Source organism: Gordonia aichiensis NBRC 108223 (assembly GCF_000332975.1).
Classification (GTDB): domain Bacteria; phylum Actinomycetota; class Actinomycetes; order Mycobacteriales; family Mycobacteriaceae; genus Gordonia; species Gordonia aichiensis.
Map to the genome: position 1 here is coordinate 31770 of NZ_BANR01000031.1, position 12023 is coordinate 43792.

The following is a 12023-nucleotide window of genomic DNA, read 5'->3' on the forward strand; positions in this document are numbered from 1 at the left end:
TCTGCATAATGCTATCCACATGCCAGTTTGACAAGCGTCGCTTTAGGCAACTCGCTCGAGTGTCAACCTGTGAATGAGGCTGTGAATTTGTGGACAACTTGCCCGATTGTGTTCACCCCGTGTGATGCCAGTCACTAAATCGCAGGTCAATCAGCATATTCTGTTCACCACAGTGAACTTGTCGGCGCTGTCGCGGACGTTGTCACCGATATCACAAACCCTGTGGATAACGTGGGGACAACTGTGGATGAATCGATCAGCGGAACCCAATCCGCTGGGTTTTCTCCACAGCGGATAGCGCGCCGGAGACGAGGGCATCAGCGAGCGCAGATGCCCCCGACGGGCCGTTGAGCAGGCGGGTGAGAAGCGGTTTCGGTGCGGCGATCACCGTGATCTCGACGTCGGGGTAGCGTTCGGCGACCACCGAGCGCATCACGCCGATGCCGTCGACGAGGCCGGCGTCGCGGGCCTTCTCACCGATCCAGATGTCGCCGTTGAACAGTTCGGCGTCGGTACCGACGAGCTTCTTTCCGCGGCGCTGCTTGACCCAGGCGATGAATGCCTGGTGCAGCTCGGCTTGCATCCCCTTCAGCCACTCGACGTCGTCGGCGTTCTCGGGTGAGAAGGCGTCGAGTCTGGCCTTGTTGTCGCCCGCGGTATAGAGACGGCGCTGCACACCGAGTCGGTCAAGCACCTCGTTGAAGCCGAAGCCAGACGAGACGACACCGATCGATCCGACAAGTGAGGTGTGCGCGGCGAAGATCTCGTCGGCAGCGCACGCGATCCAGTAACCGCCCGATGCAGCGATGTCCTCACAGAACGCGAGGACCGGAACGCCTTTCTCCGACGAGAGCTGCCTGATGCGCTCCGCGATGTACTCCGACTGCGCGGGCGATCCGCCCGGTGAGTTGATGACGATCACGACGGCCTTGACGTGTTCGGTCTCGAAGGCCCGTTTGAGGACCGGCTCCACCGAGTCGATGTTCAATCCGCGACCCGCCCCGACATGTCCTATCGTGCCGTCGAGGCGCACCACTGCGACCTTGTCAGCGCGGGAGTGCTGGAACTTCTTGACGATCTCGCCGATGGGCCCGTTCATTGGATCGAGTCTAGTGCGCGTATCCGACAGTCCGGCCCCGGTGCTGCCGGGCAACCGTAGACTCGCAGACGTGGACATCCGGTGGCTCACGGCGTTTCTGGATTTTCCTGCCGCTCAGTTCGGCGACGAGGTCACCTTCTGGCGGGCGATCGCGGGCAGTACCGTGTCACCGCCACGTGGCGAGCACCGCGAGTTCGCAACCCTCGAGCCGTTCAGCGGGGATCCGCACCTCCGCGTCCAACGTCTCGGCTCCGGCCCGGGCGGTGTGCATCTCGATCTCCATGTCGACGAACCCCGGACATCGGCCGCCGAGGCGGTCGAACTCGGCGCAACCGTCCGCGACGACCGGGGCCCGCTGCTCGTACTCGAGTCTCCGGCCGGGTTCGTCTTCTGCCTCGTCGAGTGGACCGGCGAATCGTCGCGATCGCGACCGATCCGGTGGCCAGACGACACGATCAGCATCATCGACCAGGTGAGCATCGACGTCCCGCCGCGCCTGTTCGACCGTGAGCTCGAGTTCTGGACACGACTCACCGGCTGGCGGATACAAGCAGGTACTCACCCCGAATTCGTTCGGCTGCAGCGCGATCCGAATCTGGCTGTCGGAATCCTGCTGCAACGCACCGACTCCGACGATGCCGCGTCGGCCACCGGGCACGTCGACCTCGCAGCCAACTCGGTGACGCAGGAGGTGGCCCGCCACGAGGACTGGGGCGCGCGGGTCGTCGAACATCATGACGACTGGACCGTGATGACCGATCCAGTCGGCCGGCCGTACTGCATCACGTCACGCAATCCACGTACCGGCGACTGACCGCGATGGGTCAGCGGCTCGCGCGGAACACACGGAGCCGCTCGACCTCTGCGTCGAGCTCCGCGGTCTGCGCGCGGGTCAATTCGGAATACAACTCGACATCGATGTCGGGGCCCCTGCCGGGCCGCCACGTCCCGGCGAGCAGACCGTCGACGAGGACGAATCCCGGCGATCGGCCGTTCGGCGTCACGGTTCGTCGGTATGCGGCGTCGGCAGCGATGCGGTAGCGGTCGGCCTGCGCCACGAGGATGTGGTCGAAGGGCGCGATCAGCCGCACGGGCGCCGGCTGGTCGGGGTCGGCGAGTCCGAGACCGTCGAGGTCGACAAGGACCTCACCCGAGGGCCCCTCGAATTGCACCAGTTCCCAGTCCGCAAGCATCTCGTCGAGGAGTGGGCGCAGGCCGGTCAGGCCCGACCACGTCGCGATCGCCTTCGCCGACGCGGGGCCGAACCCGCGCAGATACAGGCGTATCAGCTCCTTTCGCGCTTCATCACCAATGAGTGCCGGTTGACCGGGACCGATCCAGTCGTCGAGGAGGCGGTAGGTCGGCGCGCCGCTGCCCTTCCACAGACCACGGGGCGGTATCTGGACGAGAGGTAGGGCGCACCGCGCATGCGCGACCAGCGCGGCGGGATCCTCTGCTGAGTACCGTTGCGCCAGAGCGCGTTTGAGGTCAGCGACACTCATTGCGCGCCCATCGAGCAGGCCTGCCGTCTCGGCTTTGATCTCATCGGGCGTCGTGGATACGAGCGAGTACTGGCGATTGGCCCGCACTCCGGCCTCGATCGTCTCCTGGGCCAGGCCACGAATCCACCGTGCGTCGAGGCCGTCGAGCAGAAAGACGGTGCTGCGCAACAGCGCGATTCGAACCACTTCCCGATCCGTGAGCAGCGCATCGAGTTCCTCGGACCGGAACCCGTCGATCCGGGAGGCGAGAGCATAGAAAGCGCTGGACGGATCCTGCGATTGCAGACCGACGACGCGGTCGATGACCTCGATGGCGTCCTCGTCGACTCGGCTCAACAGGTGTTGACGGGACAGCAGGGTCCGGTTGGCCTGTCGCGCCGTGATTTGAGTCATAGCCAGCAGTGTGTCTATTATTCTCGCTAACCGCACATCGCTGTGATGTCAGTCACTCTCCGGGGTGCTGTCGGAACACCGATCACGACGCACCGACAACTCGGGACGAGGTTCTTCATGGCCGTCAACGCTTCGGGGCACACACGGACCGCATCGCAGCGACCCGGCGTTCCGGCCGCGGTCTACAACATCCGACACTCGTGCCTCACGATCGGACTCAGCGTCGTCGCATTGCTGGTTCTGTTCTTCGCACTCATTCTCATCTGACACCAAAGACGCTGAGCAACAGAACGTCTCGCGCCGAGCCCACTGTCGAACCCGCAGCGATACCTCAACCGCACTTGAGGTTAGTTGAGTCGGGATTGTTGCATTCCCCCATCGTCTGCGGAAGGCTGGAACTACCCGCGCGAGCGTCCACGACTCTCCGGAATGGGCTCGCGCGAGACCAAGAGCAGTAGCCGAAGCAGTACCCGACGGTATGAACGCTCGAAGGTTGAGCACAGACTCGAAGGTTTGAGCACAGAGAGAGGAAAACCGTGGCTGAATACACCTTGCCGGATCTTCCGTACGACTATGCGGCGCTGGAGCCGCACATCTCCGGCAGGATCATGGAGCTCCACCACGACAAGCACCACGCGACCTACGTCAAGGGCGCCAACGACACCCTCGCCAAGCTGGCCGAGGCCCGTGAGGATGGCAGCATCGCAGGCAAGGTCTACGGACTGTCGGCGACCCTCGCCTTCCATCTCGGTGGACACACCAACCACTCCATCTTCTGGAAGAACCTCTCGCCGGACGGCGGCGACAAGCCCGAGGGCGATCTCGCAGCCGCGATCGACGCGCAGTTCGGCAGCTTCGACAAGTTCCAGTCGCACTTCACGAGCGCGGCCACCACGCTTCAGGGCAGTGGTTGGGCGATCCTCGGTTACGACACCATCGCAGGCAATCTGGTGATCCTGCAGCTCACCGATCAGAGCGGCAACATCCCCGCGGCGATCATCCCGATCGTGATGCTCGACATGTGGGAGCACGCCTTCTACCTCGACTACCAGAACGTCAAGCCCGACTATGTCAAGGCGTGGTGGAACGTCGTGAACTGGGCCGATGCGGCCGAGCGTTTCGCCACCGCGACCAAGCAGGGTCCCGGCCTGGTGGTTCCTGCCTGATCTCTCCGCAGATTCACGACGCGGCGGTCACCTCCGGGTGGCCGCCGCGTTGCGTTGTGTGCGGGTGTGAACCGACGAGTAGAAAACCTCGTCCGACGACTAGAGCACCACCGACAGCGTGATGGCCACAACGCAGACGATCGCGAGCAACACGAGTGCGACCGCGTCGCGACGATGCGGGCGGGACGTGGTTGCGGTGAGTCGGCCTGTTCCGCCACGCGCGGTGATCGCCTCAGCCATTTCCGAGCTTCGTCGTAGCGCCGACGACATCGCGGCGATCACCATGTCCATGATCCCCATCTCGGCCGATGGGTGATCCGACCGGCCCGACGTGGGACGTAGTCGGTGGACCGCGACGAGCAGTCGGATCTCCTCGATCAACAGCGGCAGCCCGCGCAAGCACAGCGCGATGCACACGGCCCACTCGTCAACCGGCATACGCAGTGCGCGCAGCGGCCGCATCAACCGAGTGACTGCCGGAGCGACCTCAGCCATCGGCGTCGTCCAGATCACCACGACCGAACTGGCCACGAGAACGAGAGCAAGTGCGATCGCGCGGAGGAATACGATCGCCGCGGCAAGACCGAACGAAGCGTTCACTGCGACGCCGACCGCGATCAGCCCCCAGAACCACCAGGGCGGCCGCGGCACCGCGCCGAGGGGGATCCCGGCGACGAGGGCGGTGACCAGCATGACACCGGTGACCAGGCCGAGTGACGGCCAGGTCGGCAGGACCACGGTCATCAGCCCCAGCACGAACACACCGATCAACTTGGTTCCCGCCCACAGCCGGTGGATCGGCGAATCCCCGGGTACCTGCCGCAGCGGGACAGTGCGCACGCTCATGGCGTCCTCCTGCGAATCGCGTCGTCTGCGGGCCGAACATCGTCGGGGTAGGGGTTGGCGGGGTGGGAATCGGCGGGCGCGGGGCCGGCGGGTTGGGTGTCGGGAACCAGTGTTCCGCCGGCCAGACGCACCCGCCGCGTGCAGAGTTGTCCGAGCGAGGCGAAGTCATGCGAGATGATCACGATGGTCATGCCGTCGGCACGCAGCTTGGCAAGCAGGCCAACGACCTCATCACGCGCAACGGGATCGAGCCCGGCGAGGGGCTCGTCGAGAATCATGACCTGAGGTGCCCGTGCGATGAGGCCCGCGAGTACGACGCGCCTCATCTGGCCACCGCTGAGCGCGTCGATCCGGCGGATCGCCATCGTCCTGGGGAGCCCGACGGATTCGAGTGTGTGCGCGACCTCGACCGTCCCGATCTTGAGGCCGCCGACAGCCATGATGTCGTCGCCGACGTTCTGCTTCTGCAGTTGCAGACGTGCGTGCTGGAACGCGAGCCCGACCTCGCCGACGTGATCGCTGACCGGCTCACCCCGCCCGGGGCGTTCGGGTAGGTAGAGCAGGCAACTACCGTCGGTCGGCTTGATGAGACCGGCCATGATCCATGCGAGAGTTGTTTTGCCGGAACCGTTTCCGCCGACGATCAACAATCCTTCACCGCGGTGCACGGTGAGATTCACGTCATGCAGCGCGCTCACCTCCCAGGGAGATCCGCGCAGATACGTGTGTCCGACGCCGCTCAGTGACAGTACGGGTTCGCTCGTCGGTTCCGGACCGGACACCACGTCACCGCTCGACGCCTCGTGCCACGACGCGTCGAGCGCGTATCCCCCTCCGGCAGCAGTATCTGTCGCGTGCAGTTCCGCCAGCCAATCCGGGCTGTAGGGCACGATCCGACCCTCGACAAGATGCACGATCCGATCAGCTGCGACGGCCTCGATCGCCCGGTGGGTGATCATCACGACGGCGATCCCGCGGGTACGCGGAAGCGCGCGGAGCACTTCGAGTAGTTCGGCGCGGCCCGCGGGATCGACCATCGAGGTCACCTCGTCGGCGATGAGCAACGCGGGATCGCGAGCCAGGGCGGCCGCGATGGACAGTCTCTGCTGCTGGCCGCCGGACAGGTCGGAGGTCTCACGGCCGGCGAGGCCGGCCAGCCCGACCTCGGCGAGCAGGGCGTCGACGTCGACCTCGGTTCCCTCCGGGAGACCCCACACGACGTCGTCGGCGACGCGCGCGCCGAGCATCTGGGTCTCCGGGCGTTGGAGCACCATGGCGGTTCCGCCGCGCCTGCCGAGCCCCGCGGCACCCGGCCGGTGCACGACCCCGGTCGTCGGCCGCCTGCCCGCCAGGATCTTCGACAGCGTCGACTTGCCCGACCCATTGGCTCCGACGACCGCGATGAACTCCCCTGGCTCGATCCGGAGGTCGATGTCGGAGAGGATCTGGGGTCCACCGGGCTGATAGGAGAACCCGACATGCTCGAGTGCCAACGGCAAGGGCTCCACCCGCCGGTCGACGTCGTCCGCGTCGGAATCGTCGAGCGTGTCCTCGCTGGGGATGTCGGCGAGTCGGTCGATCACTGCGCTGAGGATCCACCAGCCGACCACCATCGTGATCAACGTGCCCGCCGCACCCGTCGCCCACATCCAGACCCACCAGTACGTCACCAGGTTGTCTCGCAGCCCGTTGATGCCGTCGGCCAACGAGTGGGCTGACGGAATCTTGCCCACCCACTTCGCCACTCCGCCGAGAGTGTTCGACATCGCGGTCAGCGCCAACTCGCGCAACGGCTTCAGGATCAACAGCACCACCACGGACACACCGCCGATGACCGGCGCCGTGATGATCGAGACGATCAACAGCGTCGGCCAACCGTGTCCGCGCCGCTTGATCTCGCCAACGATGCCTCCGACCAGGGCTGCGCCGATGAGTGCGAGCGCCGCCTTCCAGCCGGCCATTGCAAAGCTCACCGCCGCGGTGGAGACCGAGGCTGCCACCATCGCGCGCGGCCTCGTGCGCGCCCCTATCAGCGCGAGCGGAACCGGGGCGAGCACACGAACAGCACCTGCCAGAGGGATGACCGAACCGATGACGACCGCCGCGACCGCGAGGCCGCCGAAGATCGCTATCCAGGCGATCTCGAGCGGGCGTAACGCGCCGCGAGTCCTCGCGCCTGGCATTTCGGACGTTGAGTGCACGTATCCATAGTGCCTGGCCGCTCCGACCATGCCTGTGCCGCACCTGTCGTTACACCGTGTAAACGAAGCGTCACAACACGGCGCTTCGGCTGGACGACGCCGCGCCACTGGTGGATTCTCATGTCACGAACAGGGAGGTCAGAACATGCAATCCTCTGTACCGATCGGGCTCACACCGGTTCATCAGCACGGGCATCTGAATGGAATCGTCATTTCCGGGCGCTGGCCGGAGTCGACGCTCGAATGGACCCAGACGCTCGTGGCCTCCGTGCGGATCGCATGTCGCCCCGGATTCCTGCCGACCACGACGATCTTCCGGGTGGTCGAGGACCGTCCCGACGACCTCGACGAACCCGCTGTCGGCATGATGGTGGCCGTCGGCAACGTCATCGACGACAGCTTCGTCGAAGCCGGTCGTCTCGACAGCAACCCGCCGGCGCTGGTGATGCTGCATCCGCCGTCGCGCACGCGACCGTCGCTTCCCGAGTGCGCCGACGTCGCGTCGGGCTGCGTGTTGCTGCCCGGGCTTCCCGAATTGGGTCTCGAGCATCGCGCGGGGTGGGCAGAGGCAGAGGCCGACGGCACAGTGGTCACCCTGCGCAACAAGGTCGGGATAGATCCCAACGCCGACCCCGATACCGCGGTCCTCGCCATGCTGCTGATCGCCTGAGACCACCAGGAGGACTCTTCTACGGGTCCCCGAACTTCAGGTTTTGTGCCTCCTACCTGCATGGATGCGGGTTTGCGATCTGTTGCAATCGCCGGTGAGGTCTGGCTAACCTCGAACCCATGATTGCTGCCCTTCTGCTGAGTTTCGGCGTGATCTTCGTCGCCGAACTCGGCGACAAGTCGCAGCTGATGGCCATGACCTACGCACTGCGCTACAAGTGGTGGGTCGTCCTTCTCGCCATCACCGTGGCAACCACCGCGGTGCATGCCGTGTCCGTGTTCTTCGGACATTTCCTCGGTCTCTCGATCCCGTCGAACGTCATGTCGATCGTGGCGGGCATCGCCATGCTCATCTTCGGCCTGTGGACGCTTCGCGGAGACAGTCTCGACGACGACGAGCAAGGCAAGGCGGACCGCGTCGGCACGTCGGTGTTCCTCGCGGTGATGTCGTCGTTCTTCCTCGCCGAACTCGGTGACAAGACCATGCTGGCCACCATCACCCTCTCGGCGCACAGCAACTGGCTCGGCGTGTGGATCGGCTCGACCATCGGCATGGTGGCCGCAGACGCACTGGCCATCGCCGTCGGCGCCCTGCTCGGCAAGCACCTACCCGAGCGGACCATCGCCATCGGCGCGTCCGTGTTGTTCTTCGGGTTCGCCGCGTGGTTGCTCTTCGAGGGACTGCGCGACTCGTCATCGGTCATCGTCATCGCGACGGTGTCTGCCGTGGTGGCCATCGTCGGTATCGGCTCGTACTACATCCAGCGCGTGCATCGGGCGCGCTCCGACGCCGAGACACCCGATTCAGACGAGGTCCGGACCGGATCGGGTTCTGAGCTGCAGTAATACTGCGCGCTCCCCCTGTTTCCCGAGCGATCGGTCGGTTTTACTAGGGGTTCCTTCTATCCGGCGGCGCGGCCCCCTTTATGGTGATGCACACCGACCTGCCGATCGAAAGGACTCTCACCCGATGGACATCTCCGGCTCCTCAGTACTCGTCACCGGTGCCGCGTCAGGCCTCGGCGCTGCCACCGCCACGCGTTTCGCCGCAGCAGGCGCCACGGTGTTCGGCCTCGACCTGCAGCCGTCGATCGACAAAGCCGACAGGATCGACGGTGTCACCCTCATCCCGACCGACGTCACCGACGAAGCGCAGGTGGGCGCTGCAATCGGTCAGATCGCCGATTCGGGCCGACCGCTCCGGGTTGCCGTCAACTGCGCAGGCGTCGGGTGGGCGTCGCGCATCCTGACCAAGGAGGGCCCTCACGATCTCGATCTCTTCCGCAAGATCATCGACATCAACCTCGTCGGCACCTTCAACGTGCTGCGGCTGGCAGCGAACCAGATGAAGGACGAACCTGTCGTCGACGACGACGGGCAACGGGGTGTCATCGTCAACACCGCATCGGTCGCCGCGTTCGAAGGACAGATCGGCCAGATCGCCTACGCGGCGTCGAAGGGCGGAGTCCACGCGATGACCATCTCGGCAGCACGCGATCTGGCCCGCGTCGGCGTCCGGGTCTGCACGATCGCGCCCGGAACCATCAGCACCCCGATGCTCGCAGGCATCACACCCGAGTTCCAGAAGACGCTTGCGGAGGCCATCCCCTTCCCGCACCGCCTCGGCGAGCCGGCAGAGTACGCCGAACTCGCGGAGTTCATCGTCACGCACAACTACCTCAACGGCGAGACCATCCGGATGGACGGCGCACTGCGCATGGCCCCGCGCTGAGCGTCCGAACCTCGTGAGCGCCACGCTCACGAGCGCCGACCCCTCGTGAGCGCTGCCCCCTCACGCGCACCATGAACCCGGTGCGACCGCGCTCGCGAGGGGTTCAGGCCGCCGAATCCACGCTCGCGTCCTCGACCGCGACACAGCGGGACAATCGGATCAGTGGCGCAGCCTCGGCATCGAGGCCGGCGCCGTCGGCGGGAACCATGGGCCGCACCGGGCCCGACGCTCCGCCCTCGTCGCGGTACGCGTCGACGGCATCGCGCAGCATCGCGACCTTCACCTCGTCGTCGACGTCGTCGAACTCCTCGGGCACCAGCGGGCTCAACTGCGTGAGTGCATCCCTGATCTCGACGACTTCCCGGTGCAGCCGCTGCGTGGGGCTACTGCTCTCGGTGGGCAGCACGACCTCGGGTATCGCGGCGGTCACCAACTCCCACAACGGTTCCAGCGCTGTCGCGTCGCGTCGATGACGACGTCGCGCCGCCAACCCCGTCCAGCGCGAGTGCAGCATCGGAAAGCTGATCCCCACCAGGAATGCGACCACACCGACAATGTCGAGGGTGCGCACCGCGATCAATTGATTGACTCCCTGCACAAGGCCACTCACACTCCCCACCACCGCGAGCACCTGAAGCACCGAGGCAACGGCGAGCAACGCGAACCCGAGAATGAGCAGTGCGAGTGAGAACCGCAGATAACCCTGCGCCATGCGATAGAACTTGCGCACGTTGTGCACACACGCGCCGAAGCCGTACGCGAGGTACGCGCTGGCGATGACGTAGAAGAGCGCGAATCCCCAATTCTTGGCGCTCCACTCGCTGAGCGATGACGTGCGCAGTGAACTGGGTGTGACCAGCAAGGCCACCTGCAGACCGATCAGCGCGACGACGAGCGGCAGAGCCTCGTGACCCGCGCGCCGCTCGCGGGTTGCGCCGGCCCTGGGGAAGAAGAACACCACGATCAGCGCAGCAACTCCGAGCGCGAGCAGCGCATAGAACAGCCATCGGGAGACGCCGACGTAGACGTACTCGTCGAGAACGTGTGCGCTGGTCTTGGCGCTGACCACGAAGGCCAACGTCATCGCGGCGATCGCGACGGTCATCGCGAGGGCTTGCAGGCCTCCGTTGCCGCGCCTGATGCGATCCAACCGCCAGCACAGCGCCAGAACGAAGACGACGAGCGCGACGAGATTGATGATCTCGGGCATCTCAAGTCACCTCACAGCCAGCCTTTGTGTCCCCCGAGTAGGCGTTGGAGACCACGTACTTCTGGATTGTCGGCCGTCCGTCCGACACTGTTACCCGCCGATTGGGCCCACGTGAGGATCATAGAAGCCAGCGTCTCGGCTTCCCACTCGCGTGCGTCGGAGTAGCACGTTCGACGCAACGCGGCGTCGGATTCGTCGCCCGAAGCGCTCGCAGGTGCGGTCAGCGAGGTTTCACCGAGCATCTGGTGTCCGGCGATGAGGTGACCGAACTCGTGCACGATGATCTGGTCGCGATGCAGCCGGGAGGTGTTCTCCTGGAAGAAGAAGTAGTCGGCGTCCTTGGCGGCGAGCCAGACGCCATTGGGCATGCCTGCGGGCAGCGCGTACGGGAGTGGCTTGATCGGGCGCCCGCGCCGCCGTCCGTAGCGCTCACACAGTTGCTCGACGTCGAGCGGGAGGTCGAGGTCGAGCCCCTCGAGTGAACGACGAGCGAGTGCCCACAGCGCCCGCTGACCGCGTGGCGAATCCTCGGCGTCGATCGGCCCTGTCGTTGTCACGGATGCATGCCGACGCGGCACTAGTCGTCGTTGGACATGCCGACAACACGCAGCCGCGCCTCGATGGCGTCGGCCTCATCCTCCGTCAGACCTGCAGCGACGACGTCCGGCGGATCCTTCGGCAGGCCCTGCTGTTCACGCAGCACCTTGATCAGCTCGTTGACCACGGTGACCGAATCGCTCGACAGCCCGGCGAGCCGGAAAGCGGCGAGCTGAACGTCGGTGTCGGCCTGCAACCGCATCAGATCGATCTCGTCGCGGGTGCGCTGTGCTGCACGGTCCTCGAGGAAGTAGTGGACATCCACCCCGAAAGCAGCAGCGATTCCCTCGACCGTGCGGAACGACGGCGACTTGGCCTTACCCGAACGGAGCTGGCTGAGGTAGGACTCGCCCAGCCTGAAACCTCGTTCCGTACTGCGCGCAGCGATCGCCTTGGCACTGTATGCCCGACCGTTGGGTCCGGGAACCGTCCGAAAGAGCTCTTCGAGCCGTCGAGCAAACAAACCTGGATCGACGGACGCGGAGCGCTCGTCGAACCCACCCCTACCGGCGTCGCCCGTGGGCTTATCCGTCCCTTGTGAAGTCATTCAACTCTCCGAAAGCCGACATTTGAACTTGCAAACATTAAAGCTTGTCACGCATCCCCGA

13 protein-coding genes are annotated in these 12023 nt (G+C 65.3%); 6 read left to right on the forward strand and 7 right to left on the reverse strand.

Annotated features, from left to right (window positions below; translation table 11 throughout):
• Nucleotides 1–256: 256 nt before the first annotated feature.
• On the reverse strand, nt 257–1099 hold the full coding sequence (locus GOACH_RS20670; protein ID WP_005179335.1) for a S49 family peptidase: 843 nt from the start codon (nt 1097–1099) through the stop codon (nt 257–259).
• Between the two features lie 70 nt (nt 1100–1169).
• Here GOACH_RS20670 and GOACH_RS20675 point away from each other — a divergent pair, with 70 nt between their 5' ends.
• Nucleotides 1170–1913 (forward strand): VOC family protein, encoded by a 744-nt coding sequence (locus tag GOACH_RS20675; protein ID WP_040519330.1) that lies wholly within the window; start codon nt 1170–1172, stop codon nt 1911–1913.
• A gap of 10 nt (nt 1914–1923) precedes the next feature.
• Here GOACH_RS20675 and GOACH_RS20680 read toward each other — a convergent pair whose 3' ends face one another.
• A complete protein-coding gene (locus tag GOACH_RS20680; RefSeq protein WP_005179337.1) occupies nt 1924–2994 on the reverse strand; it encodes a winged helix DNA-binding domain-containing protein in 1071 nt (356 codons plus the stop codon).
• Nucleotides 2995–3111: 117 nt separating this feature from the next.
• Here GOACH_RS20680 and GOACH_RS20685 point away from each other — a divergent pair, with 117 nt between their 5' ends.
• Both GOACH_RS20685 and GOACH_RS20690 read left to right on the forward strand, forming a co-directional pair.
• Entirely contained in the window at nt 3112–3261 is a 150-nt protein-coding gene (locus GOACH_RS20685) for a hypothetical protein (protein WP_005179338.1), read from the forward strand.
• Nucleotides 3262–3530: 269 nt separating this feature from the next.
• Nucleotides 3531–4160, forward strand: a complete 630-nt coding sequence (locus GOACH_RS20690) for a superoxide dismutase (RefSeq protein WP_005179339.1) — start codon at nt 3531–3533, stop codon at nt 4158–4160.
• A gap of 99 nt (nt 4161–4259) precedes the next feature.
• On the opposite strand, the gene GOACH_RS20695 is transcribed toward GOACH_RS20690, so the two are convergent.
• Nucleotides 4260–5006 (reverse strand): energy-coupling factor transporter transmembrane component T family protein, encoded by a 747-nt coding sequence (locus GOACH_RS20695; RefSeq protein ID WP_005179340.1) that lies wholly within the window; start codon nt 5004–5006, stop codon nt 4260–4262.
• Complete coding sequence (locus GOACH_RS20700) at nt 5003–7189, reverse strand: ABC transporter ATP-binding protein (protein ID WP_157227899.1); 2187 nt, start codon at nt 7187–7189, stop codon at nt 5003–5005. Before GOACH_RS20700 ends, GOACH_RS20695 begins: the two co-directional genes overlap by 4 nt.
• A 163-nt stretch (nt 7190–7352) precedes the next feature.
• Between GOACH_RS20700 and GOACH_RS20705 the strand changes: the two genes are divergently transcribed.
• The 3 genes from GOACH_RS20705 to GOACH_RS20715 all read left to right on the forward strand — a co-directional run bounded on the left by GOACH_RS20705 (nt 7353) and on the right by GOACH_RS20715 (nt 9608).
• On the forward strand, nt 7353–7877 hold the full coding sequence (locus GOACH_RS20705; protein WP_005179346.1) for a hypothetical protein: 525 nt from the start codon (nt 7353–7355) through the stop codon (nt 7875–7877).
• 119 nt (nt 7878–7996) lie between these two features.
• Nucleotides 7997–8722 (forward strand): TMEM165/GDT1 family protein, encoded by a 726-nt coding sequence (locus GOACH_RS20710; RefSeq protein ID WP_005179348.1) that lies wholly within the window; start codon nt 7997–7999, stop codon nt 8720–8722.
• Between the two features lie 124 nt (nt 8723–8846).
• The gene (locus tag GOACH_RS20715) at nt 8847–9608 is read left to right on the forward strand and encodes an SDR family NAD(P)-dependent oxidoreductase (protein ID WP_005179351.1); all 762 of its coding nucleotides are present in this window, start codon (nt 8847–8849) and stop codon (nt 9606–9608) included.
• Between the two features lie 103 nt (nt 9609–9711).
• On the opposite strand, the gene GOACH_RS20720 is transcribed toward GOACH_RS20715, so the two are convergent.
• The 3 genes from GOACH_RS20720 to GOACH_RS20730 are packed head-to-tail and all read right to left on the reverse strand — an operon-like array spanning nt 9712 to nt 11962.
• Nucleotides 9712–10818 (reverse strand): MAB_1171c family putative transporter, encoded by a 1107-nt coding sequence (locus tag GOACH_RS20720; RefSeq protein ID WP_005179352.1) that lies wholly within the window; start codon nt 10816–10818, stop codon nt 9712–9714.
• Nucleotides 10819–10829: 11 nt separating this feature from the next.
• On the reverse strand, nt 10830–11375 hold the full coding sequence (locus tag GOACH_RS20725; RefSeq protein ID WP_052004087.1) for a hypothetical protein: 546 nt from the start codon (nt 11373–11375) through the stop codon (nt 10830–10832).
• 20 nt (nt 11376–11395) lie between these two features.
• A complete protein-coding gene (locus tag GOACH_RS20730; RefSeq protein WP_005179354.1) occupies nt 11396–11962 on the reverse strand; it encodes a helix-turn-helix transcriptional regulator in 567 nt (188 codons plus the stop codon).
• Nucleotides 11963–12023 lie beyond the last annotated feature (61 nt).